Annotated in this window: 23 protein-coding genes and 3 tRNA genes; 9 read left to right on the plus strand and 17 right to left on the minus strand. The window is 67.4% G+C overall.

Annotated elements, in window-relative coordinates; genetic code table 11:
- Positions 1–35: 35 nt before the first annotated feature.
- The 11 genes from AC23D4_RS12590 to trpE form a co-directional block, all read right to left on the minus strand.
- Positions 36–110: transfer RNA gene (locus AC23D4_RS12590), tRNA-Thr, on the minus strand.
- Between the two features lie 62 nt (positions 111–172).
- Positions 173–246: transfer RNA gene (locus AC23D4_RS12595), tRNA-Gly, on the minus strand.
- An 82-nt stretch (positions 247–328) separates the two neighbouring features.
- A tRNA-Tyr gene (locus tag AC23D4_RS12600) sits at positions 329–414 on the minus strand.
- A 57-nt stretch (positions 415–471) separates the two neighbouring features.
- Entirely contained in the window at positions 472–1,218 is a 747-nt protein-coding gene (locus tag AC23D4_RS12605) for a uracil-DNA glycosylase (RefSeq protein ID WP_472890170.1), read from the minus strand.
- A gap of 10 nt (positions 1,219–1,228) precedes the next feature.
- Positions 1,229–2,029: an indole-3-glycerol phosphate synthase TrpC gene (gene trpC / locus AC23D4_RS12610; protein ID WP_472890171.1), complete on the minus strand. Its 801-nt coding sequence runs from the start codon at positions 2,027–2,029 to the stop codon at positions 1,229–1,231.
- Complete coding sequence (locus tag AC23D4_RS12615) at positions 2,022–2,171, minus strand: hypothetical protein (RefSeq protein WP_472890172.1); 150 nt, start codon at positions 2,169–2,171, stop codon at positions 2,022–2,024. The genes trpC and AC23D4_RS12615 overlap by 8 nt, the downstream gene beginning before the upstream one ends.
- Positions 2,172–2,179: 8 nt before the next feature.
- Complete coding sequence (trpD, locus tag AC23D4_RS12620; RefSeq protein WP_472890173.1) at positions 2,180–3,247, minus strand: anthranilate phosphoribosyltransferase; 1,068 nt, start codon at positions 3,245–3,247, stop codon at positions 2,180–2,182.
- 15 nt (positions 3,248–3,262) lie between these two features.
- The gene (locus tag AC23D4_RS12625; protein ID WP_472890174.1) at positions 3,263–3,913 is read right to left on the minus strand and encodes a LysE family translocator; all 651 of its coding nucleotides are present in this window, start codon (positions 3,911–3,913) and stop codon (positions 3,263–3,265) included.
- Positions 3,914–3,933: 20 nt separating this feature from the next.
- The gene (gene ltaE, locus AC23D4_RS12630) at positions 3,934–5,007 is read right to left on the minus strand and encodes a low-specificity L-threonine aldolase (protein WP_472890175.1); all 1,074 of its coding nucleotides are present in this window, start codon (positions 5,005–5,007) and stop codon (positions 3,934–3,936) included.
- Positions 5,004–5,600: an anthranilate synthase component II gene (locus AC23D4_RS12635; RefSeq protein ID WP_472890176.1), complete on the minus strand. Its 597-nt coding sequence runs from the start codon at positions 5,598–5,600 to the stop codon at positions 5,004–5,006. Before AC23D4_RS12635 ends, ltaE begins: the two co-directional genes overlap by 4 nt.
- A 5-nt stretch (positions 5,601–5,605) precedes the next feature.
- Positions 5,606–7,105, minus strand: coding sequence for an anthranilate synthase component I (gene trpE / locus AC23D4_RS12640; protein ID WP_472890177.1), 1,500 nt, complete (start codon positions 7,103–7,105; stop codon positions 5,606–5,608).
- A gap of 439 nt (positions 7,106–7,544) precedes the next feature.
- Here trpE and AC23D4_RS12645 point away from each other — a divergent pair, with 439 nt between their 5' ends.
- Entirely contained in the window at positions 7,545–8,123 is a 579-nt protein-coding gene (locus AC23D4_RS12645) for a chalcone isomerase family protein (RefSeq protein ID WP_472890216.1), read from the plus strand.
- A gap of 37 nt (positions 8,124–8,160) precedes the next feature.
- On the opposite strand, the gene gph is transcribed toward AC23D4_RS12645, so the two are convergent.
- On the minus strand, positions 8,161–8,856 hold the full coding sequence (gene gph, locus AC23D4_RS12650) for a phosphoglycolate phosphatase (RefSeq protein ID WP_472890178.1): 696 nt from the start codon (positions 8,854–8,856) through the stop codon (positions 8,161–8,163).
- A complete protein-coding gene (rpe, locus tag AC23D4_RS12655; protein WP_472890179.1) occupies positions 8,856–9,533 on the minus strand; it encodes a ribulose-phosphate 3-epimerase in 678 nt (225 codons plus the stop codon). Before rpe ends, gph begins: the two co-directional genes overlap by 1 nt.
- 83 nt (positions 9,534–9,616) lie before the next feature.
- Between rpe and apaG the strand changes: the two genes are divergently transcribed.
- From apaG to AC23D4_RS12680, 5 genes are read left to right on the plus strand one after another with little or no spacing between them, the layout of a single operon-like run.
- Positions 9,617–10,018, plus strand: coding sequence for a Co2+/Mg2+ efflux protein ApaG (apaG, locus tag AC23D4_RS12660; protein ID WP_472890180.1), 402 nt, complete (start codon positions 9,617–9,619; stop codon positions 10,016–10,018).
- A 52-nt stretch (positions 10,019–10,070) separates the two neighbouring features.
- A complete protein-coding gene (locus AC23D4_RS12665) occupies positions 10,071–12,296 on the plus strand; it encodes a site-specific recombinase (RefSeq protein WP_472890181.1) in 2,226 nt (741 codons plus the stop codon).
- Positions 12,293–13,303: a thiamine-phosphate kinase gene (thiL, locus tag AC23D4_RS12670; protein WP_472890182.1), complete on the plus strand. Its 1,011-nt coding sequence runs from the start codon at positions 12,293–12,295 to the stop codon at positions 13,301–13,303. Before AC23D4_RS12665 ends, thiL begins: the two co-directional genes overlap by 4 nt.
- A 47-nt stretch (positions 13,304–13,350) precedes the next feature.
- Complete coding sequence (locus AC23D4_RS12675; protein WP_472890183.1) at positions 13,351–13,896, plus strand: phosphatidylglycerophosphatase A family protein; 546 nt, start codon at positions 13,351–13,353, stop codon at positions 13,894–13,896.
- Between the two features lies 1 nt (position 13,897).
- Positions 13,898–14,386, plus strand: a complete 489-nt coding sequence (locus AC23D4_RS12680) for a CinA family protein (protein ID WP_472890184.1) — start codon at positions 13,898–13,900, stop codon at positions 14,384–14,386.
- Here AC23D4_RS12680 and AC23D4_RS12685 read toward each other — a convergent pair.
- The gene (locus AC23D4_RS12685) at positions 14,375–15,346 is read right to left on the minus strand and encodes an NAD-dependent epimerase/dehydratase family protein (RefSeq protein ID WP_472890185.1); all 972 of its coding nucleotides are present in this window, start codon (positions 15,344–15,346) and stop codon (positions 14,375–14,377) included. The genes AC23D4_RS12680 and AC23D4_RS12685 overlap by 12 nt on opposite strands.
- A 72-nt stretch (positions 15,347–15,418) precedes the next feature.
- Between AC23D4_RS12685 and AC23D4_RS12690 the strand changes: the two genes are divergently transcribed.
- The 3 genes from AC23D4_RS12690 to AC23D4_RS12700 all read left to right on the plus strand — a co-directional run bounded on the left by AC23D4_RS12690 (position 15,419) and on the right by AC23D4_RS12700 (position 18,124).
- The gene (locus AC23D4_RS12690) at positions 15,419–16,300 is read left to right on the plus strand and encodes a LysR family transcriptional regulator (RefSeq protein WP_472890186.1); all 882 of its coding nucleotides are present in this window, start codon (positions 15,419–15,421) and stop codon (positions 16,298–16,300) included.
- A gap of 10 nt (positions 16,301–16,310) precedes the next feature.
- Positions 16,311–17,453: a DNA alkylation repair protein gene (locus tag AC23D4_RS12695; RefSeq protein WP_472890187.1), complete on the plus strand. Its 1,143-nt coding sequence runs from the start codon at positions 16,311–16,313 to the stop codon at positions 17,451–17,453.
- Between the two features lie 203 nt (positions 17,454–17,656).
- Positions 17,657–18,124, plus strand: a complete 468-nt coding sequence (locus AC23D4_RS12700) for a CZB domain-containing protein (protein ID WP_472890188.1) — start codon at positions 17,657–17,659, stop codon at positions 18,122–18,124.
- Between the two features lie 157 nt (positions 18,125–18,281).
- On the opposite strand, the gene AC23D4_RS12705 is transcribed toward AC23D4_RS12700, so the two are convergent.
- The 3 genes from AC23D4_RS12705 to AC23D4_RS12715 all read right to left on the minus strand — a co-directional run bounded on the left by AC23D4_RS12705 (position 18,282) and on the right by AC23D4_RS12715 (position 22,240).
- Entirely contained in the window at positions 18,282–19,088 is an 807-nt protein-coding gene (locus AC23D4_RS12705; RefSeq protein ID WP_472890189.1) for a YecA/YgfB family protein, read from the minus strand.
- 218 nt (positions 19,089–19,306) lie between these two features.
- Positions 19,307–21,043 (minus strand): N-acyl-D-amino-acid deacylase family protein, encoded by a 1,737-nt coding sequence (locus tag AC23D4_RS12710; RefSeq protein WP_472890190.1) that lies wholly within the window; start codon positions 21,041–21,043, stop codon positions 19,307–19,309.
- 342 nt (positions 21,044–21,385) lie between these two features.
- The gene (locus AC23D4_RS12715; protein ID WP_472890191.1) at positions 21,386–22,240 is read right to left on the minus strand and encodes an SDR family oxidoreductase; all 855 of its coding nucleotides are present in this window, start codon (positions 22,238–22,240) and stop codon (positions 21,386–21,388) included.
- Positions 22,241–22,254: the final 14 nt, after the last annotated feature.

The following is a 22,254-nucleotide window of genomic DNA, read 5'->3' on the forward strand; positions in this document are numbered from 1 at the left end:
CCAAAATCAAAACTGCCGAAACACCAGAACAAATATGGTGCCCTTGGCGGGAATCGGACCCGCGACCTCTCCCTTACCAAGGGAGTGCTCTACCACTGAGCCACAAGGGCCAAGATACCCGGACAACCCGGACATCTCAGAAAACTTCACACATCCAGCCATCAAAAGCACATGGAGCGGGAGACGGGAATCGAACCCGCGTGATCAGCTTGGAAGGCTGGAGTTCTACCATTGAACTACTCCCGCCCGAACCGTCTTCACACCCACAAGGGCTTCCAACATTCAGAGCGCCTCGATCTCAATCGCTCGCACATCACTCATCGATCACTGGTGGAGGGGGCTGGATTCGAACCAGCGTACGCGTAAGCGGGCAGATTTACAGTCTGCTGCCTTTAACCACTCGGCCACCCCTCCATAGCGCAGCCCAGCATTATGCCATGGTTTTTAACCGGGTTGCGTCCAGATAAGTGATTACCACGCCACAGGCGCTTGTCCGGACGATTTCAGCCAGTGGTTGACGGCCCCGAAATGACCACAACCGAGGAACGGCAGCGGACCACGGCTCGCCGACAGGGGCGACGGGTGGTTGGCGCGCAACACCTGGTGGCGGGTACCGTCGATCAGCGCGGCCTTTTTCTGGGCGTGGGCACCCCACAGCAGGAACAGTTTGGGGTCACCGGTTTCGCTGCAGATCCGGACAAGGGCGTCGGTCAGCGTTTCCCAGCCCCGGCCGGCATGGCAGGCGGGCTGGCCGTCTTCCACCGTCAGGCAGGTGTTGAGCAGGAGCACGCCCTGCCCGGCCCAGCGCACCAGCGAGCCATTGGCCGGCATGGCCAGACCCAGGTCGCGCTGCAGTTCCTTGAACATGTTGCGCAGGCTGGGCGGAATCCTGACACCGGGTGCCACGGAAAACGCCAATCCCTCGGCCTGACCTGGTCCGTGGTAGGGGTCCTGGCCCAGGATCACCACCCGCACCTCGGACAGCGGCGTCAGCGCCAAGGCCCTCAACGGCTGAGGCGGGTAGATGACGGCACCGTTGTCCAGCCGCTGCTGCAAGAAGGCTTGCAGCGCCTGCCCGGTGGCAGACGCCCAGAAATCGCCGACCAGTGCCGACCAGTCGGCCTGCACCGGCCACTGCGTGGGGTCGGCCGCTTGCAACTGCGGCACCACCGCTTCCTGAGCAGCTCCGGGAGCATCCCAATCCAGCGCACCTTGCATCGGAAACCGCTCAGGCAAACAGATCGGCCAGCGCCAGGCCCGGCTCGGGCGCGCGCATGAAGGCTTCGCCCACCAGGAAAGCGTGCACACCCGCTGCGCGCATCTTCGTCACGTCGTCGCGAGCCAGGATGCCGGACTCGGTGACCAGCAGGCGGTCGGCCGGCACGTCGGGCAGCATGTCCAGCGTGGTCTGCAGCGTCACCTCAAACGTGCGCAGGTTGCGGTTGTTGATGCCCAGCAGCGGGGTTTTGAGCTTGAGCGCGCGCTGCAGCTCGGTGCGGTCGTGCACCTCCACCAGCACCGCCATGTTCATGCTGAGGGCAATCGCTTCCAGATCGGCCATCTGCGCGTCGTCCAGACAGGCGGCGATCAGCAGGATGGCGTCGGCCCCCATGGCGCGTGCCTCGTAGACCTGGTACGGGTCCACCATGAAGTCCTTGCGCAGCACCGGCAGGTCGCAGCTGGCGCGGGCCTGTTTCAGGTAGTCCGAACCGCCCTGGAAGAACTGCTTGTCGGTCAGCACCGACAGGCAGGCCGCGCTGACCTTGCCGTCGCCTTCAGCGTAACTCTGGGCGATGTCGGCCGGGATGAAGTCTTCGCGCAGCACGCCCTTGCTCGGGCTGGCCTTCTTGATTTCGGCGATCACAGCGGCCTGGCCGGCAGCGATCTTGGCGCGCAGGGCGCCCTCGAAGTCGCGTGTGAGCAAACGGCTTTCGGCGTCGAAGCGCACCACGTCCAGCGGTTTCTTCTTGCGCGCGGCGGCGATTTCTTCGTGCTTGACGGCCACGATCTTGTTGAGGATGTCACTCATGGGGTTTGTTTTCCTGGGGTGGAGGCGACTGGAGCACCTTCTTGATGACCCGGTGCATCACCACACCGGCCACGATGAACAGCAGCGAGATGCCGATGGCGATCCAGGCGCCTTCGTTTTGCATCCAGACCGGGAGGTTCATGGCATCGATCAGGGGCCAACGGTGGCGGTGGCGGCTTGCGTGAAGTCGGTCAGCTCGCGCAACTTTTGCGCCGCAGCACCGGACTCGATGGCACGCCGCGCCAGCGCGATGCCCTGCGGCATGCCGTCACACACATTGGCGGCATAGAGCGCCACGCCGGCATTGAGCGACACGATGTCTTTGGCGGCCTTGATGGTCGGTTCGTCGCTGTTGTTCAACACGCCCATCAGCATGGCCTTGGAATCTTCGGGCGTTTCCACGCGCAAGGTGCGGTTGCTGGCCATCGTGAGGCCGAAGTCTTCCGGGTGGATTTCGTATTCGGTGATCTCGCCGTTTTTGAGCTCGCCCACCATGGTGGCCGCACCGAGCGAGACCTCGTCCATGCCGTCGCGGCCGTAGACCACCACCGCGTGCTCGGCGCCCAGGCGCTGCAGCGCACGCACCTGGATGCCCACCAGGTCGGGGTGGAACACGCCCATCAGGATGTTCGGCGCCGAGGCCGGGTTGGTGAGCGGGCCGAGGATGTTGAAGATGGTCTTCATGCCCAGCTCGCGGCGCACCGGCGCCACGTTCTTCATCGCCGGGTGGTGGTTGGGCGCGAACATGAAGCCCACGCCCACCTGTTCGATGCAGCGCGCAATGGCGTCGGGCGGCAGGTTGATGTTGACGCCCAGGCTCTCCAGCACATCGGCGCTGCCGCTTTTGCTGCTGACGCTGCGCCCCCCGTGTTTGCTGACCTTGGCGCCCGCGGCCGCGGCCACGAACATGGAGCAGGTGGAGATGTTGAAAGTGTGCGAACCGTCGCCGCCGGTTCCCACGATGTCCACCAGGTGGGTCTTGTCGGCCACGTTCACCTTGGTGGAGAACTCGCGCATCACCTGCGCGGCGGCGGTGATCTCGCCGATGGTCTCCTTCTTCACGCGCAGACCGGTGATGAGCGCGGACATCATGACCGGCGACATCTCGCCGCTCATGATCAGTCGCATCAGGTGCAGCATCTCGTCGTGAAAGATCTCGCGGTGCTCAATGGTGCGTTGCAGAGCTTCCTGCGGGGTGATCTTGTGGCTGTTGGGCATGGGTGTCTCCAGAACTTAGCGAGAAGGATTGTCGGACATGGCCAGCTTCAGGCCAAAGCTGACGAACATAGCGCCCGCCGCGCGGTCCATCCAGTGCATGGTGCGCTGCACGGCGCTCACGCGACCTGCGGCCCAGCCGGCAAGCCAGGCATAGCCGAAGTTGATCGGCAACGAGTTGAGGTTGAACAGCAGGCCCAGCAGCAGGAAGGCGGTCACCTTGTCGGGCGTGCCGGGGGCTATGAACTGCGGCACAAAGGCCAGGAAGAACAGTGCGACCTTGGGGTTGAGCACGTTGGTGAGGAAGCCGCGCAGGTAGATGCGCCGAAGGTCGGCTGGGACTTTCGCCTGAGCGGCATCGGTTGGCATCACCGAAGAGCCGCCCTTGGCCAACAGCAGCCTGATGCCCATCCACACCAGGTAAGCGGCGCCCACCCACTTGAGCACGGTGAAAGCCGTGGCCGAGGTGGCGAGCAGCGCGCTCACGCCAAGCGCGGCCGCGAACACGTGCACGAAGCAGCCGCTGACGATGCCCAGCGCCGCCACGATGCCGGCGCGCACGCCGCTCTTGAGGGCATTGGTCACGATGTACAGCACATCGGGGCCGGGCGTGAGGTTGAGCAGCCAGCCCGCCGCGATGAACATCAGGAGTTGGGGCATGTCGGGCATGGCGCGCTCCTGTCAATGGATCAGTAGGGGCCGGTGCGTCCGGCGCCGACCGGCGCAGCGGGTGCCTCGGCGAAGAAGCGGCGCACGGAGGTGATGGCATGTTCGATGCCCGCCGCGTCCACGTCGAGGTGGGTGACGAAGCGCAGGCCGATCAGACCGGTGGCCAGCACACCGTTGGTTTTCAGGAAGTCCAGCAGGGCCGGGCCACGGCCCTCGGCCACATCGACGAAAACAATGTTGGTCTCGACGGAACTCACCGTCAGACCATCGATGCCGCTCAAACCTTCGGCCAGGCGCTGCGCGTTGGCATGGTCGTCCGCGAGCCGGTCCACATGCTGGTCCAGCGCGTGCAGCGCACAGGCGGCCAGCAGGCCCGCCTGGCGCAGGCCACCGCCGGCCATCTTGCGGATGCGGCGCGCACGGTCGATCAGCTCCTGCGAACCGCACAGCGCAGAGCCCACGGGCGCGCCCAAGCCTTTGCTGAAGCAGACCGAGAGGCTGTCGAAGTGGTCGGCGATCTGGCGCACACGTGCGTGGGCGCCCTGCCCTTCAGCGGCCGAGGCCACTGCGGCGTTGAACACGCGCGCGCCGTCCAGGTGTGTGGCCAGTCCGTGTTCGCGCGCCAGCGCCGTGGCACCGTGCAGGTAGTGATCGGGCATCACATGGCCATTCCAGGTGTTCTCCAGGCACAGCAGGCGGGTGCGGGCGAAGTGCGGGTCGTCGGGCTTGATGGCGGCGGCGATGTCGCCCAGCGCCATGCTGCCCTGCGGATCCTGCGTCAGCGGTTGTGGCTGCACGCTGCCGAACACGGCTGCGCCGCCACCTTCGTAGCGGTAGGTGTGGGCCATCTGGCCGACAATGTACTCGTCACCCCGGCCGCAGTGCGCCAGGATGCCGCAGAGGTTGCTCTGCGTGCCCGAGGGCATGAACAGCGCGGCGGCCTTGCCGGTGATGGCGGCAATGCGGTCCTGCAGCGCGTTGACCGTGGGGTCGTCGCCGAACACGTCGTCGCCCAGGGGCGCAGCCATCATGGCGGCGCGCATGGCCTCGGTCGGCTGCGTGACCGTGTCGCTGCGCAGATCAATGGTCTTCATGCGGCCTGCTCCAGGAAGTTCTTGAGCATGGCATGGCCGTGCTCGGTGAGGATGCTCTCGGGGTGAAACTGCACACCCTCGATCGCCAGGGTCTTGTGCTTCACGCCCATGATCTCGCCGTCGGGCGTCCAGGCCGTGACCTTCAGGCAATCGGGGCAAGTCTCACGCTCAATGGCCAGCGAGTGGTAACGGTTGACCGTGAACTGCTCGGGCAGGTTGGCGAACACGCCCTCCTGCGTGGTGGTGATGACGCTGGTCTTGCCGTGCATGAGTTCCTGCGCCCGGATGATCTTGCCGCCGAAGGCCGCGCCAATGCTCTGGTGGCCCAGGCACACGCCGAGAATGGGCAACTTGCCGGCGAAATGCTGGATCGCCGCCACCGAGATGCCGGCTTCGGCCGGCGAGCAGGGGCCGGGGGAAATCACCAGACGATCCACCTGTCCCGCGTCCACACGGCGCTGGATCTCGTCGACGGTGATTTCATCGTTGCGCACCACGGTCACATCGGCACCGAGCTCACCGAAGTACTGCACGATGTTGTAGGTGAAAGAGTCGTAGTTGTCGACCATCAGGAGCTGAATTCTCTTTGTCATGGTGTTCACTCCAGCCCTTCTTCCACCAGCTCCGCCGCACGCAAGAGCGCACGGGCCTTGTGTTCGGTTTCCCTCCATTCCATCTCGGGAATGGAATCGGCCACGACCCCCGCGGCGGCCTGCACGTAGAGCATCTGGTCCTTGATGATGCCGGTGCGGATAGCGATGGCGACGTCCATGTCACCGGCGTAGCTGAGGTAGCCGCAGGCGCCGCCGTAGAGGCCGCGTTTGGTGGGTTCCAACTGGTCGATCAGCTCCATCGCGTGCACCTTGGGCGCGCCGGTCAGCGTGCCGGCCGGGAAAGTGGCTTTGAGCACGTCCATGTTGGTCATGCCGTCCACCAGCGTGCCCTCGACGTTGCTCACGATGTGCATCACATGGCTGTAGCGCTCCACCGCGAAAGCCTCGGTCACCTTGACGCTGCCGATCTTGGCGATGCGGCCGATGTCGTTGCGTGCCAGGTCGATCAGCATCACGTGTTCGGCGCGCTCTTTCGGGTCGTTCACCAGTTCGATTTCGGTGGCCTTGTCTTTCTCGGGCGTGGCGCCGCGCGGCCGGGTACCTGCAAGCGGCCGGATGATGACCTTCTGCCCCTCATCGACCTGCTCCTGGCGCACCAGGATCTCGGGCGATGCGCCCACCACGTGGAAGTCCCCGAAGTGGTAGTAATACATGTAGGGGCTGGGGTTCAGCGAACGCAGCGCGCGGTACAACGAGAGCGGCGACTCGGTGTAGCGCTTCTTGATGCGCTGTCCCACCTGCACCTGCATGAAGTCACCGCCAGCGATCAGCTCCTTGGCGCGCTCCACGGCGGCCAAGTAATCGGCCTTGGCAAAGTCGCGTTCGGCCGGGAAACTCTGGCTGGGCTTGACCACCGGCGCGCTCACCGAATATTTCAGCGCCTCCTTCAGCTCGCGAACGCGCTTCTTGGCATTGGCGTAGGCCTCGGGCTGGGCCGGGTCGGCGTAGACGATCAGGTAGAGCTTGCCCGAGAGGTTGTCGATGACCGCCAGCTCTTCGCACTGCAGCAGCAGGATGTCGGGGCAGCCCAGGGTGTCGGGCGGGCAGGTGTTTTCGAGCTTTTTCTCGATGTAGCGCACCGCGTCATAGCCAAAGTAACCGGCCAGGCCGCCGCAGAAACGCGGCAGTCCCGGGCGCAGCGCGACCTTGAAGCGCTGCTGGTAGGCGGCAATGAAGTCCAGCGGGTTGCCGTGGTTCGTTTCCACCACCACGCCGTCGCGCACCACCTCGGTTTTGGCCTCGGCGCCGAAGCCGCTGGCGCGCAGCAGCGTGCGCGCCGGCAGGCCGATGAAACTGTAGCGGCCAAAGCGCTCGCCGCCAACGACGGATTCGAGCAGGAAGCTGTATTTGCCGTCGCCGCGCCCGTGGGCCAGCTTCAGGTACAGCGAGAGCGGGGTCTCAAGGTCCGCAAAGGCCTCGGCCATCAGCGGGATGCGGTTGTAACCCTGGCTGGCCAGGCTCTTGAATTCGAGTTCGGTGATCATGTTCAGACGCTCCATCGGCTCCTGGCTGCCTAGCAGGGGTGGGGAGCCTTTTTTCTGGGGTGCCCGGTCAGGCGCGCTGCCGGGTTCGGGGGCTGGGGTGGCGCGGGCTGGGATTGCCTGGGGGCTGTTCCGGAGTCTGCGCACCGCCGGGGGAGTGCACGTTTACGCTGGCTTGCGCCAGGGCCAGGCTCCCCGGCCATTGCGGCTCGGCAGACCACCTGTGAAGGATGTGCGTGGGATGAACATGGGGCCAAAGTGTAGCAAAGCTGTCGCGCTCCCGGCCAGAAAGCGCGCCCGATGGCAGGGTTCTCCGGTGAAACCCTGTTGCATTCCGCCATGGGGGTGCTGAGAATTCTTTTCGAACGGTCGTTCTTTTTCAACATCCTCTCTGTGTGAACCTCACGCCATGAAAACCCCCCATCGCCACATTTCGCGTTCCATGGCTGGCCCCTTGTTGGGGCTGTGCCTCTGTCTGGGGGCGCTGCAGGCAACGGCAGCCACGATCGAACTCAGCGGCGTCAAGCTGGAAGACCAGGTGAGCCTGGCGGGCAGTTCGCTGCAGCTCAACGGCGCCGGCGTGCGCTACAAGGCGGTGTTCAAGGTCTACACCGCCGGGCTGTACCTGAGCCAGAAAGCGAGCACGCCCGATGAGGTGCTGGCCGCGCCGGGCCCCAAGCGCATGACGATCACCATGCTGCGCGAAATCGACTCGACCGAGCTCGGCAAGCTGTTCTCTCGCGGCATGGAAGACAACATGGAACGCAGCGCATTCTCCAAACTGATACCCGGCGTGATACGCATGAGCCAGGTGTTCAGCGACCACAAGAAACTCAAGGAAGGCGAGACCTTCCTGCTGGACTGGATCCCGGGCACCGGCACCGTGCTCACGATCAAGGGCAAGGTCGAGGGCGAACCGTTCAAGGAGCCTGAGTTTTTCAACGCGCTCATGCGCATCTGGCTCGGCCCCAAGCCGGCGGACTGGCAGCTCAAGGACGCGCTGCTGGGCAAAAAGAAGTAGCTGCTGCCCCCACACTCCGCCGCTGTGCGGGTCGCGGTCAGCTCAGCAACTCGGTCAGCGATCCAATCAACCGGTCGTGCGGCGCCGCGGCGATCGGGTCGCCGTGGTTGTAGCCGTAGGTCACCAGAGCCACCGGGCAGCCAGCGGCGCGTGCGGCGATGCCGTCGTTCTGCGAATCGCCCACCATCAGGGTCTGCCCAGGCAACGTGCCCAGCGCTTCGCAGGTTTTCAACAGCGGCATCGGATCGGGCTTCTTGCGCTCGAAGCTGTCGCCACCGAACACCTTCTCGAAAAATTCCTCCAGACCCTTGGCCTGCAGCAGTCCCTGCGCAAACGCAAGTGGTTTGTTGGTCAGGCAAGCGAGCCGCAGGCCGGCGGTGCGCAGGCCTTGCAGCCCGTCGAACACGCCGGGGAACACATCGGCAAACTGGCCGTTGATGCTCCGGTAATGGTGCTGGTACTGGCCCCAGGCACGCTCGTACAGGGCATCCACACTCAGGGCCGGACACGCCTGGCCACAACCGATGACTTCGGGGCGCCGCAACTGCTCGGCCAGCAGGCTGCGGATCAGGTGCTCCGAACCCTTGCCCACCGTGCGCTCGACGGCGGCACGGTCCACCCCGGGCAGGCCCAGATCGGCCATGGTGCGGTTGAGCGCCACTTCGAAGTCGCCCAGCGTGTCCACCATCGTGCCGTCGAGGTCCACGATGACGGCTGTGATGCCCCGGAACATCACGCCAGGGCCACACGCATCTGGTCGATCACACTCTTGTAATCGGGCTTGCCGAAGATCGCGCTGCCAGCCACGAAGGTGTCGGCGCCCGCGTCGGCCACGCGGCGGATGTTGTCGACCTTGATGCCGCCGTCCACCTCCAGCCGGATGTCCCGCCCGCTGGCTTCGATGCGCTTCTTCGCCGCTTCGATCTTGCGCAGCGCGGAGTCGATGAAGCTCTGGCCGCCGAAGCCGGGGTTCACGCTCATGATCAGGATCAGGTCGATGTCATCGATCAGGTAGTCCAGCACGTCCAGCGGCTCGGCCGGGTTGAAGGTGAGGCCAGCCTTGCAACCCCTGGCCTTGATGGCCTGCACGCTGCGGTGCACGTGGGCCGAAGCGTCGGGGTGGAAGCTCACCAGGTCGGCACCGGCGTCGATGAAGGCGCCCGCGAGCGCGTCCACCGGCTGGATCATCAGGTGCACGTCGATCGGCACCGGCGTGCCGTCCGGTTTTTTCGCGTGCGGCTTGAGGGCCTGGCAGACCATGGGCCCGAAGGTCAGGTTGGGCACGTAGTGGTTGTCCATGACGTCGAAGTGGATCCAGTCGGCGCCGGCGGCGATGACGTTTTTCACTTCCTCCCCGAGGCGGGCGAAGTCGGCGGACAGGATGGACGGGGCGATGCGGTAGGTGGTCATGGCACGTAGAAGTTGGAAACAGGACTGGTGCTGATTTTCGCAGGCCCGGCAAGGATTTGCCGCGCCGCGGTAACATGCCGCTCATGTCGAAATACCAGTTGACCTGCGAGGTCGAGCCCCAGTACCTGAGCGAGCAGTCCTCGCCCGACGAGGATCTCTACGCCTTTGCCTACACCATCACCATCACCAACACCGGTGACATGACGGCGCAACTGATCTCGCGCCACTGGATCATCGACGACGCCCAGGGCCACACCGAAGAAGTCAAGGGCCTGGGAGTGGTGGGCAACCAGCCGCTGCTGCGGCCCGGCGAATCCTTCCAGTACACCAGCGGCACGCGCCTGCAGACGCCCAACGGCACCATGCGCGGCAGTTTTTTCTGTGTCGCCGAGGATGGCGAGCGGTTCGAAGCCCTGGTGCCCGAGTTCGCGCTCAGCGCCGGCGCTTCCGGTGCGGGTCCAGGCGCAGCGCGCGTGCTCCACTGACCGCCGCCACTGGCAGCGGCGCGGGCACGCGCTTGCCCACATCCACGCTTTCATGACACTCACCGACCTGCTCGACACGCTGGACCCGGACGCGCCCCTCGCGCAGCGCCACCTCTGGCTGATGGACGCGTTGCGCTGGGTGCGCGGCGAAGGCGAAGATCCTCAGGCCAGCGTGGGGCGCGTGCGCCAGCTGCTGGCCACGGTCCGTGAAGACCCGGCGTGGCTGGCCCGCTGGCACCGCTGGTGGGCCCGTTTCCTGCAGACGGTGGACCTCACGCCGCTGCTGGCCGACTTCGGTTTCGCTCCGCGCACGGCCTTTTTGAGCGAGCTCGGCCACCGCCTGCGCCGCAAGCTGCTGCCCGGCACACCCGAGACCAACGACATCACCGACCTGTTCGGGCTGTTGCTGCCGGGCCGCTTTGACGTGCGCTGGCTGCAGGCACTGGACACGCGGACGCTGGAAGACATCCGGCTGCTGCTGCTCAGCGACGCACCCACGGCACCCGATCCACAGGCCCCGTCGCACTGGCAGGCGACCCTGCTCGACGCCCTGGTCTTTTGCGTCGGCCAGGTCAGCGCCACCGGTTTCGCCAGCGAGATCCGCGGCCGCATGAGCCACGAAGAGCGCGCCCGGCGCGCCTTTCACGCGCTGCCGGTGCAGGCGGAGGCCGTGCGCCGCAGCGCCCTGCGCCACGGCGCGCGCAGCGGACAGGTGCGGCACGAGGTGAACAAACTGCGCCGCCAGCTTGATGTGTGCCGCGTTGCGGCCCAGTCGGTCTACGCGCACCTGGACGAACACGGCGTCTCGGTCGGTATCGTGTTCCGGCTGCGGCAGCTGGCCGAACGTATCGTGCGCATCCAGCAACTGCTCGACTGCATGCTCTCCGAGCAGCCCGACCGGGCCACGGCCGCGCTGCTCGCAGACCTGGCGCAACTCGGGCAGGACAACCGCAGCATCCGCGCCCTGGTCGCCCACAGTTCCGGTCTCACGGCGGCCAAGGTGGCCGAACGCAGCGCCGAAACCGGCGAACGCTACATCACCCGCAACGCCAGCGAATACCGCCAGATGCTGGGCATGGCCGGCGGCGGCGGCGCCGTCCTGGGGCTGACCACCTGGGTCAAGTTCGGCGTCACCGCGCTGGCCCTCTCGGCCTTCTGGGCCGGCTTCGCCGCCGGGCTGAACTACGCGCTGTCTTTCGTGCTGATCCAGTTGCTGCACTTCACCGTGGCGACCAAACAGCCCGCCGTGACCGCGCCGGCCATGGTCGCCAAGCTGCGCGACATCCAGCAACGCGGTGCGGTACGGCGATTTGTCGACGAGGTAGCCCACCTGTTCCGGTCGCAGATCGCCGCCATCCTGGGCAACGTCGGCCTGGTGGTGCCGGTGGTGGTGCTGATCAGCGTCGTGCTGGTGCAGGCCACGGGCGCGCCCATGATCGATGCGGGCGAGGCCTCCCACGTGCTGGAGTCCCTGCACCTGCTCGGCCCGAGTGCCCTGTTCGCGGCGTTCACCGGCGTGCTGCTGTTCGCCTCCAGCATCATCGCCGGCTGGGTGGAGAACTGGTTTGTCTACTACCGGCTCGACTCCGCCATCCGCTACAACCCCCGTTTCACGCAGGTGCTGGGCGCCAAACGCGCCGCACGCTGGGCGCAGTTCTTTCGCGACAACATCTCCGGCCTGGCCGCCAACACCTCGCTGGGTTTCATGCTCGGCCTGGTGCCGGCATTTGCCCAGTTCTTCGGCCTCGGTCTCGACATCCGCCACGTGACCCTGGCCGCCGGGCAGCTCGCGGCGGCGGCGGCGGCCCTGGGGCCGGCTGCGCTCGTCGATGCCGGCTTCTGGTGGGCCGTGGCGGGCGTGCTGGTGGTCGGCCCGCTGAACCTGTTCGTCAGCTTCTACCTGGCGTTTCGCCTCGCCCTGAAGGCGCAAAACATCAGCGACGTCAACCGCAGCCTGATCCACCTCGCCCTGCGCCGCCGACTGCGCAGCCATCCGCTGGGCTTCTTCCTGCCACCGCGCACCGCGACGGCGGCGCCGACCGAAGACGTCAGCGACATCGAAGCGGCCTGGGCAGCCGACACCCGGCACGACGCCATGGACGAAGCCAGCCGGCGCTGGGCCGAAGCCTACCTGGCGCGCGCGGCCGACGCCAGCGCACCCGCTGAAGACCTCTGGGACCGCAGCATCACCAGCCCGAACACCGCGCCGGCACCGGGCACCGATGCGCCCGCCGCGGGCGACGACAGCGCGCGCCTGACCGACTTGCGCACCCCATGAAACCCCGTGAAGACGCCGCGCCTGCACCGGGCACCGAGTTCGACCTCATCCGCCGGCACTTCCAGCGCGCAGGGTCGCCAACGACCCCCGCCGTGGCGCTGGGCATCGGTGACGATTGCGCCCTGCTGCTACCCAGCCCCGGCCACCAGCTCGCCATCTCCAGCGACATGCTGCTCGAAGGCGTGCATTTTTTCCATGATGTAGCGCCCGAGGCACTGGGACACAAGGCCCTGGCCGTCAACCTCAGCGACCTCGCGGCCATGGGCGCCCGGCCGCTGGGCTTCACGCTCGCGCTGGCCCTGCCCCGGGCGGACGACGCCTGGCTCGCGGCCTTCTCGCGCGGGCTCTTCGCACTGGCCGACGCGCACGCCTGCCCGCTGGTCGGCGGCGACACCACGCGCGGACCGCTCAACCTCTGCATCACCATCTTTGGCGAATTGCGGCCGGGCCAGGCGCTGCGGCGCGATGCGGCGCAGGTCGGTGACGACCTCTACCTCAGCGGTGCGGTCGGTGAGGCCCGGCTGGCCCTTGAACTGCTGCGCGGCACCCCCTGGGCCACCGCCCACAGCGCGCCCGATGCCCTGTCCCGGCTGCGCGAACGGCTGGAGCGTCCGACGCCCCGCGTCGCGCTCGGCCAGGCGCTGGCGGGGCTGGCCCACGCCGCGATCGATGTGAGCGATGGTCTCACCGGCGATCTGGGCCACATCCTGTGCGCCAGCGGCGCCGGGGCCGAGATCGAACTCGGCGCCCTGCCCCTGCCGCCCGACCTGGCGCGCCTGCCCGAAGCCCAGCGGCTCGAATGCCTGCTGCACGGCGGCGACGACTACGAACTGCTGTTCTCCGCCGGGCCAAATATCCGTGAGCAGGTGTTGGCCGCGGCACGCGCCAGCCAGACGCCGGTGCAGCGCATCGGGCGCATCATCGCAGGTGCGGGGACACTGCGCCTGATCGGCCAGCAAGGCCAGACGGTGGCCGTGCCCACACGCGGGTTCGACCACTTCGCCTGACCGGCCCCCCGGCAACCGCCAACGCACCCGCGTTCCATAATCGACCCATGATGGTTGACACCGATCTCCCGCTCCGCGCGGCCCTCGCGCAGCCCGCCCCGATCGCTCACCCGGGCGTGCGCTTCCTGCTCGCGCACCCGGCGCATTTCATCGCGCTGGGCGCCGGGTCGGGTCTGGCCCGCTGGGCCCCGGGCACCGTGGGCACGCTCTGGGCCTGGGCTGTCTTCGCCCTGTTGCCATCCTCGATGTCCGACGCCGGCTGGGCGGCCCTGATCGGGCTGGGCACGCTGATCGGCTGGTGGGCCTGCACCGTGACGGCCCAGCACATGCGCATCGCCGATTCGGGCCACATCGTCTGGGACGAGGTGGTCGCCTTCTGGCTCGTGCTCTGGCTCGTCTCGCCCACCAGCTTCTGGGGCCAGCTTTACGCCTTCGCGCTGTTCCGCGTGTTCGACGCCGTGAAGATCGGTCCCATGGCCTGGGCCGACCAGACCTTCAAGGGCTTCGGCCCGCGCGGCGGCTTCGGCATCCTGCTCGACGATTTTGCGGCGGCGCTGTGCACGCTGCTCGTCATCGCAGCCTGGAGATACTGAGATGCCCCCCATCCCTGAACTGGTTGAACAACTGGCCAGCGAACTCAAGGCACGCGGCCAGATGGTGGTCACGGCCGAGAGCTGCACCGGTGGCCTGATCGCCGGCGCCTGCACCGAACTCAGCGGGTCCAGCGACTGGTTCGAACGCGGCTTCGTCACCTATTCCAACGCCGCCAAGACCGAGCTGCTGGGCGTGCCCGCGGCGCTGATCGAGGTGCACGGCGCGGTGAGCGAGCCGGTGGCGCGGGCCATGGCGGCGGGCGCCGTGGCCAACGCCCATGCGCACTGGTCGGTGGCCGTCACCGGCGTCGCCGGCCCCACCGGCGGCAGCCCTGAAAAGCCGGTCGGCACGGTGTGGTTCGGCTGGGCCACACCCGCTGGCGTGTTCACCGAGCACCGGCGTTTTGACGGCGACCGCGCTGCGGTGCGCCAGGCGACGGTGGCGCACGCGTTGACCGGATTGCGCACCCACCTCGCCTCAGGCCGCTGAACGCCAGGTCCGGGCCAGGCCCTCGCTGTACGGCGTGGGCCGCAGGCCGAAGGCCTGTTCGATCTTGCCGCTCTCGAAGCGGTAGCCGTGTTGGTACTGGTACATCATCTCGCGGTTCTCGCGCAGCACCGGCACGAACCAGCCCATCGCGTGGAGCAGCCAGGCTGGCGCCACCTGCAGGCGATCGGGCTGACCGGCCAGCGCGCACACGGCCCGCGCCAGCGCCCGGCCGGTCACCGCCGCGCCGTCCAGCGACTGCGCCGTGGGCAGGTGCCAGGTCTGACCGAACGCCTCGGGTGTCTGTCCCAGCGCAACCAGCGCGAGCCCGGCATCGGGCGTGAAGGTGAAGGTGTGCGCCAGATCCGGGTTGCCCACCCACTGCGGCGCTTTGCCGGCGCGCAGGCGAGCGAAGAACACCGCTTCGAGCAAGCTCAACCGGGCACCCGGGCCATAGAAGTCGGCCGAGCGCGCGATCAGCGCCTGCAGCTCGCCGCGCCGCATGGCGCCGAGCAGCGTGGAGGCGATGGCCGCGCGCACCTCGCCCTTGCGACTGCAGGGGTTGAACGGCGTGTCTTCGGTCATGGCGCCGTCCACCCGGCCATAGGCGTAGACGTTGTCGAAGAACACCAGGCGCGCACCATGGCGGCGGCAGGCATCGATGGTGTTCTGCATCACCCGCGGCCAATGCGCCTGCCAGACGGCCGCGTCGTAGGCCAGCCCCGCCACCAGGTACACCACCTCGCTGCCGGCCACCGCCTCGGCGGTGGCGCTCGCATCCAGCAGGTCGGCGGTCTTCAGCTGATCGCTGGCCTGCACCGCCGCCGGATGGCGCCCCACCTGACGGATGTGCCGTCCATCGCGAGCCAGTTGCAGCGACAGCTCGCGGGCGATCACGCCACCCGCGCCCAGGACCGTGTGCAGGCCGGAGCCCGAAGAAGAAGCAGTGTGTGGTTCAGCCATGCGGTCATTGTGGGCGCCCGGATCGGGCGGCACAATCCACCGGATGTGCACACCGGTTGTGCATTTTTGAACATGTCCGACTTCAACTGGCAGCTGATTCCTTCATTCCTGGCGGCGCACCAGCATGGCAGCCTGCTGGCCGCGGCGCGTGCGCTGGGCATCAGCCAGCCCACGGTGGGCCGGCATGTGACGCAACTGGAAGCGCAACTCGGCACGCCGCTGTTCGAGCGCACAGGTCGGGGGCTCGTGCCGACACCCGCCGCCCTGCGGCTGGCCGAAGCGGCGCGGGCCATGGAGGCCGGCGCGCAGACGCTGATGCGCGGTGCGCAACAGGCCCAGGCCACGCTCTCGGGCACGGTGCGCATCTCGGCCAGCCAGCCGGTGGCCTGTTTTCTGCTGCCGCCGCTGCTGGCCCAGATGCGCACCGCATTGCCCGGCATCCAGATCGAGCTGGTGGTGAGCAACGCGGTGAGCGACCTGCTGCGCCGTGAGGCCGATGTGGCGATCCGCATGCTGCGTCCGGCGCAGGGCACGCTGGTGGCGCGGCGCATCGGACAGGTGGGCGTGAGCGCCTGCGCGCACCGCGGCTACCTGGCCCGGCGCGGTACGCCATTGACGCCCTCAGATCTGCTGGCCCATGAGCTGGTGGGCAATGACCGCGTGCAGGAAATCTACCGGGGATTCGCGGCCATGGGTCACCCGGTGGGGCCGGAACAGTTCGCGCTGCGCACCGACGACCTGATCGCCTACTGGGCCGCGGTGCGCGCCGGCCTGGGCATCGGCTTCGTGGCCAGCTACCTGCTGCGTCACGACCCGTTGCTGGTGGCGGTGCTGCCCGATCTGCCGGTGCCGGCGATGCCGGTCTGGCTGGTGGTGCACCGCGAGATCCGCACCAGCCGGCGCATCCGTGCGGTGGTGGATTTTCTGGCGCGCGAATTGCCGCCGATGTTGTGAACGGACCGGCATGGAACCCTTCAAGAACCTCATCAACACCGGCACAGTGCAACGCGCTGGGCAACACCTGGAACGCGTGTGGCCGGCGTTCGACCGTCAGGGCTTTGAACTCCGCGCCGCCAGTGGCCTGGACGCCCTCGAATTCAAGGCCCGCGCCATGCAGATCGCCGACGCGCTGGAGGCGGCCCTGCCCGCCGACTTTGCCGACGCCGCCAGCGTGCTCGAAGCCAGCCTCGCGCCGCCCATTCCACTGGACGCTCGGGGCGAACCTGCGGGCCTGAGCGACGCCCAGAGCGAACAGGGCCTCTCGGGCTGGATCGTGTGGTCCATGGGGGACTGTGTGGCCCGCCGCGGCATGGGCGATGTGCCACGCGCCCTGCGCTGCCTGCACGCGCTCACGCAGCGTTTCTCGGCCGAGTTCGCGATCCGCCCTTTCATCCAGCGGGCACCTGACACGGTGCTGGCGACGCTGGCGCAATGGGTCGAAGACCCGAGCGCCCACGTGCGCCGGCTGGTGAGCGAAGGCAGCCGCCCGCGCCTGCCCTGGGGTTTGCGGCTGCAGGCGCTGGTGGCCGACCCCACGCCCACGCTGCCCCTGCTGCGCGCCCTGCAGGACGACCCCAGCGCCTACGTGCGCCGCAGCGTGGCCAACCACCTGAACGACATCGCCAAGGACCACCCCGAGCTGGTCGCCGACTGGGTGCACCAACACCTGCGTGCCGCCAGCCCGGCGCGCACGGCCCTGTTGCGCCACGCCAGCCGCAGCCTGATCAAACAGGGCCACGCGCCCACCCTGTCCGCCTGGGGTGTGGGCCAGGGCCTGCGGGGCACGGTCTCGCTCGGCCTCTCGGCCACCCGCGCCGCGGTGGGCGGCGAAATCGCGCTGGCGGTCTCGCTGGCGTCCAGCAGCCCGCAGCCGCAGGACCTGCTGGTGGACTACGTGGTTCACCACGTGCGCGCCAACGGGTCCACCTCGCCCAAGGTGTTCAAGGGCTGGAAGCTCACGCTGGGCCCCGGCGAACAGCGCACACTGAGCAAACGCCACAGCCTGCGCCCGGTCACCACACGGGTGCTCTACCCCGGTCCGCACCGCATCGAACTGCAGGTGAATGGCCAGACACTGGCCCAGGCGGACTTCGATCTGATGGACTGATCCCGCCGTCCGCCCTCGGATCGCCCCTCTCAGGGCGCAATGCGTCACACCGCTGATGCATCCACACCAAAAATGGCGCCCCAAGGCCGGCGTTGTCACTTTTGACAGGCTGCCAGCGCCCCGCAGGGCCCGCGCCGCTAAGGTACCGGTTGCACCCGCTGGCCCAAGGACCGACGGCGGGTCCTTGTCACACACCCCAAGCCATGAGATTCCAGCAACTGCTTCAACGCCTGCCCTGGCTGCTCTCGTTCATGCCCAACCGTTCCGCGCCGGGGACACCGCGTCTGTCCACGCCGGGCCCGACCACCGCCCTGCGGCCCGAGCGCCTCGACACCCGGGCAGCGGTCATTCACCACCTGGAATGGTGTGTGCTCTTCAACGAACACCTGGCGGTGGATTCGACCCACACCCACGGCATCAGGCCGCTGCCCGATGCGCACCACTGCGATCTCGGCCAGTGGCTGGCCCGGATGCACCCGCGCATGACCGACCGGGACCCACGCTTCCTCGACCTGCAGCAGGAGCACCTCCGGCTTCACACCATGGCGTCTCAGGCGCTGGCGCTGGCCCGCAACAACCGCATGGCCCGCGCGAGCACCCTGCTCAACACCGACTTCGAGCGCAGCCGCGCCAAAGTGCTGGGCCTGCTGCGCGAGATGCAAAGGGGTTGACAAGAGCCCCCCTGCGCCGCTGTGCGGCTTCCTCCCCGGGGAACCACGCCCTTGGCCCGGCGAAGCCGGAGCCTCGGCGTGTGCTGGAAGCGCGCCTGCGATGGCGCCCGATCGAGATCAGCGAGCTATACGCGGTGAGCGAGCGCGGCGGGCAAGCTCAAGCGCCGTGGCACTTTTTGTATTTTTTCCCGCTGCCGCAGGGGCAAGGATCGTTGCGGCCCGGCTCGTCCGCCTTGCGGGCCGGCTCCACGCGCGGCCCCAGGCTCTGCCAGATCTGGCGCAGGTCGTACACCGCCCAGATCGCCGCACCAAACGCATTCAGGCGCTCGTCGCTCACGCTCGGCGGGCCGTCTTCGCTGTGCATGCACACCGTGGGTTCGTCGGTGTCGTCTTCGGTCAGGACCACGATCGCTTCCAGCGCGTCGTTGAGCATGGCCACGACTTCCTTGTCGCGCGGCTCGGCCCATTCTTCGGCCCAGTTTTCCACCACGAACATGAAGCCCAGCGCCCAGACCTGCGCAAACGCCGGCAGCTCCTGATCGCCGATTTCGGCGCGTTCCGCCTCGGGCAAACCCGCGACGGCGCCGCGCACGTCCATCACCTCGGGGTGGTAGCTGCGTTCGTCCTCCAGCGTCTCCACATTCGCACCCAGCGCGCTGGCCACCTCGTTCCAGCGGCGTGTCCAGAGGGTCATGAACTGCGCGTATTGCGCTTCATCGGCGAACCAGGTGTCGCCCTCTTCGCCGCTGGCCACGCCGGGCCGGCTGTCGCCCGTGCCCAGCAACAGGGGCAGGAACTCGTCGGGCAACACCAGGCGGCGCGTGCACAGCAGCGCGGCCATGGCGCCTTCGCAGAACTCCCACTGCGGCACGTCTTCGCCGCGCGTGCGCAGGTCGTCCAGGATGGCGTCCAGCGCGTCAAAGTCTTCGTTGTCCATCGGCTGGATCGGGGTTTCAGAGGTCATGTTGAAGCGGGGTCGGGTTTTACGGTGCGGGCAGTGTAGTCCCTCACCCCTCTGAAGGCCCGCCTGCTCGAACGCCACAAACGCCCTCGACCCGGTGCGCCCTCCTGATCCTGTTCATTCTGGTGGGTTTCTGCATCGGCGGCTTCGGTTCATGCGGCAGAAGATCCGGCCCGAAAGCCGCCCGGGCTTTCTGGCGAGCGACTCCGGGGCCACGCCGCTCAGTGCAGGGCAGGAGCCTGTGGCCCCCGCACCAGCCGACCAGGCAGCAGTCCGGTCGGCACGCCACCTCGGTACACGACAGCGCCACTCACGATCGTGGCGGTGTAGCCATCTGCGCGTTGCACGAGGCGCCGTCCGCCGCTCGGCAGATCATGGGCCACCTCCGGCGCGTGCAGATGCAGGCGATCCAGATCGAAAAGGTTCAGGTCCGCCTTGTAGCCGGGGGCGATGAGCCCGCGGTCCTCAAGACCCACCGCACGTGCGGTGTCGCAGCTGAGCAGCTTCACCACCGCGGGCAAGAGCAGACGCTCGCCACGAGTCCGGTCACGGACCCAGTGCGTGAGCATGAAGGTCGGATAGCTTCCGTCACAGATCGTCCCGCAGTGGGCACCGCCGTCGCCCAGCCCGAGCACCGAACCCGGGTGACGCATCATGCCCAGTGATGAATCGAGTGAACCGTGTTCGTAGTTGCACAGGGTCACGTAGAGATTGTTGCGCCCGTTTCGCTCGAGCATGAGATCGTAGGCAAGCTCTTCCGGTGAGACCGCCAGACGTTTTGCCCGAGCCGCAATGCTCTGCCCGACCGGCTGCTCGTAGTCCGGCGGATCGCCGAGCAGGAACATGTGGTCGAACTCCCGCGCCAGGCGCCCCAGCACGATGGTCGGATCGGGATCGGCTGATTCCGCCAGGATGCGCGCGCGAACCTCAGGCCGCTTCAGTTCACGAATCTTCTCGTCGAAGGGCAACTGTGCCAGCTTGACGTAGGACCCGCAGGTGTAGAACGTGTTCAGCGTCAACTCGTGTCCCAGCATCACGCCAATCGCCCGGCTGAGGACCTGGGCCTTGATCGGGAGCCCGGCGGAGGTGGCCTCGGCCGCCCAGTCGAGTACGTCGTGCCAGCGCAGCGTCATCGGGCCGTAGCCGCCCTCCAACAGCGAAACCGACAGCGGCCGCCCCGCACGCTGCACCAGCCGGCGCAGCAACGCATAGGTCTGCTCGGGGTCGTCGAAATCGCTGATCAGCTGCATGACGCCCTTGCCCGACGCCTTGAGGGCTTGCGCGAGTGCCATCAGCTCGTCGTCGGCCGCCTCGAAGCTCGGTGTGGACTTGCCGTCGGCGGAGCGGTGGAAGAATGTGCGCGATGTTGAAAAGCCCATCGCACCCGCCGCAACAGCCTCGCGCACGATGCGGGCCATCTGCTCCAGATCGGCCGGCGTCGCGGGCTCCCGGTCTGCGCCGCGCTGGCCCATCACATAGACACGGACAGGGGCGTGCGGCACGTAGGCGCAGATGTCCATGTCGTACCGTCGGGTGGCGAGAAAATCAAGGTACTGGGGAAACGTCTCCCAGGTCCATGGCAATCCGTCCACCAGCACCGGGTGGGGGATGTCTTCGACACCTTCCATGAGACCGATGAGCATCTCATGCTGATCGGGCCGACATGGGGCGAAGCCCACTCCACAATTGCCCATCACGACAGTTGTCACACCGTGGCTTGATGAAGGTATGAGGCGATCCGCCCAGGTGACCTGCCCGTCGTAGTGCGTGTGAATGTCGACGAAGCCGGGGGTGACCACCAGCCCTTGCGCGTCGACTTCATCGCGTCCACGCACTGAGAGCGTCCCGACCTCGACAATGCGGCCGCCGGAGATGGCGATATCGGCCTCGAAGGCCTCGGCCCCAGTCCCGTCGACGATCCGACCGTTTCTGACAACCATGTCCACATCGTGTGCCATGTCTTGGCCCTCCACGGTCACGTTTTCACGTTTCGCAGCAGATCACGAACGCCGGTCTATGAGCCCAACGCCCTGCAGGTCGTCGCCCAATCCCGGAAAACCCGACCAGGCAACGGGCTACACGGGCTCTCGCAAGCCAGCAGTTGGACCGCGTGCGTGAACAGGTTCTTTATAAACACTATCGCCTCAGGACGGAAGAGACCCCTTTGCAGGGGGGTCGCTTTTTGTTCGCTGGCATGGACGCTCTGGGGTCATGCGGCATCCGCGCGAGATGGGTGCGAGCGAGGCACACACCCGGCCCAGGCGCATGCCGTCTGAGCGACCCCTGTCTGGCTGCGCTGATCAGCCCGCGAGCGCGGCCTTCACCACATCGGCCAGCGGCGTGGTCGGGCGGCCGATGAGCTGGCTGAGCTGGTGGCCGTCGTCGAACAGGCCGCCTTTGGAGGCACCCACGTCCGAGTCGGCCAGCAGCGCGGCGAAGCCTTCGGGCAGTCCCACTTGCATCAGGGCTGCGGCGTAGGCGGCTTCGGGCAGGTCGTTGTAGACCACGGGCTTGCCGGACTGCTGGGCGATTTCGGCGGCGAGTTCGCTCAGGGTGTAGGCGGTGTCGCCCGCCAGTTCGTACACCTTGCCGGCCTGGTCGTCCTTCGTGAGCACGGCGGCGGCCGCGGCGGCGTAGTCGGCCCGGGTGGCGGAGGCGATGCGGCCGTCTTTCGCGCTGCCCATGACGGCGCCGTATTGCAATGCGGCGCCGACGCTGCCGGTGTAGTTTTCGGTGTACCAGCCGTTGCGCAGCAGCACATGGGGCAGGCCCGAGGCGCGCAGCATGGCTTCTGTCTCCTTGTGTTCGGCGGCGAGGGCGAGCGGCGAGGTGTCGGCGCGAAGGAGGCTGGTGTAGGCGACCAGCTTCACGCCGGCCTTTTGCGCGGCGGCGATGACGGCGGCGTGCTGCGGGGCGCGCTGGCCGACTTCGCTGGACGAGATGAGCAGCAGTTTGTCCACGCCCTGAAAGGCGGCTTCGAGCGTGGCGGGCTGGGCGTAGTCGGCCTGGCGGACCTGCACGCCGAGCGCGGCGAGGTCGGCGGCCTTTTCAGGGCTGCGCACGGCGGCCACGATCTGTGCGGCTGGCACGGTCTTGAGCAGGTTCTGGATGACGAGGCGGCCGAGCTGGCCGGTGGCGCCGGTGATGGCAATCATGGAAAAACTCCTTG

This window comes from Hydrogenophaga sp. L76 (assembly GCF_057654755.1).

Bases quoted from the DNA above. Each gene is read 5' to 3' on its own strand.
- AC23D4_RS12700 (WP_472890188.1), top strand. From the start codon at position 17,657: ATGAGATTCCAGCAACTGCTTCAACGCCTGCCCTGGCTGCTCTCGTTC.
- rpe (WP_472890179.1), bottom strand. From the start codon at position 9,533: ATGACCACCTACCGCATCGCCCCGTCCATCCTGTCCGCCGACTTCGCC.
- AC23D4_RS12685 (WP_472890185.1), bottom strand. From the start codon at position 15,346: ATGGCTGAACCACACACTGCTTCTTCTTCGGGCTCCGGCCTGCACACG.
- AC23D4_RS12615 (WP_472890172.1), bottom strand. From the start codon at position 2,171: ATGAACCTCCCGGTCTGGATGCAAAACGAAGGCGCCTGGATCGCCATC.
- AC23D4_RS12715 (WP_472890191.1), bottom strand. From the start codon at position 22,240: ATGATTGCCATCACCGGCGCCACCGGCCAGCTCGGCCGCCTCGTCATC.
- AC23D4_RS12695 (WP_472890187.1), top strand. From the start codon at position 16,311: ATGGAACCCTTCAAGAACCTCATCAACACCGGCACAGTGCAACGCGCT.
- AC23D4_RS12635 (WP_472890176.1), bottom strand. From the start codon at position 5,600: ATGACAAAGAGAATTCAGCTCCTGATGGTCGACAACTACGACTCTTTC.
- trpE (WP_472890177.1), bottom strand. From the start codon at position 7,105: ATGATCACCGAACTCGAATTCAAGAGCCTGGCCAGCCAGGGTTACAAC.
- AC23D4_RS12605 (WP_472890170.1), bottom strand. From the start codon at position 1,218: ATGCAAGGTGCGCTGGATTGGGATGCTCCCGGAGCTGCTCAGGAAGCG.
- gph (WP_472890178.1), bottom strand. From the start codon at position 8,856: ATGTTCCGGGGCATCACAGCCGTCATCGTGGACCTCGACGGCACGATG.
- AC23D4_RS12710 (WP_472890190.1), bottom strand. From the start codon at position 21,043: ATGGCACACGATGTGGACATGGTTGTCAGAAACGGTCGGATCGTCGAC.
- trpD (WP_472890173.1), bottom strand. From the start codon at position 3,247: ATGCCCAACAGCCACAAGATCACCCCGCAGGAAGCTCTGCAACGCACC.
- AC23D4_RS12645 (WP_472890216.1), top strand. From the start codon at position 7,545: ATGGCTGGCCCCTTGTTGGGGCTGTGCCTCTGTCTGGGGGCGCTGCAG.
- AC23D4_RS12690 (WP_472890186.1), top strand. From the start codon at position 15,419: ATGTCCGACTTCAACTGGCAGCTGATTCCTTCATTCCTGGCGGCGCAC.
- apaG (WP_472890180.1), top strand. From the start codon at position 9,617: ATGTCGAAATACCAGTTGACCTGCGAGGTCGAGCCCCAGTACCTGAGC.
- AC23D4_RS12705 (WP_472890189.1), bottom strand. From the start codon at position 19,088: ATGACCTCTGAAACCCCGATCCAGCCGATGGACAACGAAGACTTTGAC.
- AC23D4_RS12680 (WP_472890184.1), top strand. From the start codon at position 13,898: ATGCCCCCCATCCCTGAACTGGTTGAACAACTGGCCAGCGAACTCAAG.
- trpC (WP_472890171.1), bottom strand. From the start codon at position 2,029: ATGAGTGACATCCTCAACAAGATCGTGGCCGTCAAGCACGAAGAAATC.
- AC23D4_RS12625 (WP_472890174.1), bottom strand. From the start codon at position 3,913: ATGCCCGACATGCCCCAACTCCTGATGTTCATCGCGGCGGGCTGGCTG.
- ltaE (WP_472890175.1), bottom strand. From the start codon at position 5,007: ATGAAGACCATTGATCTGCGCAGCGACACGGTCACGCAGCCGACCGAG.
- AC23D4_RS12665 (WP_472890181.1), top strand. From the start codon at position 10,071: ATGACACTCACCGACCTGCTCGACACGCTGGACCCGGACGCGCCCCTC.
- AC23D4_RS12675 (WP_472890183.1), top strand. From the start codon at position 13,351: ATGATGGTTGACACCGATCTCCCGCTCCGCGCGGCCCTCGCGCAGCCC.
- thiL (WP_472890182.1), top strand. From the start codon at position 12,293: ATGAAACCCCGTGAAGACGCCGCGCCTGCACCGGGCACCGAGTTCGAC.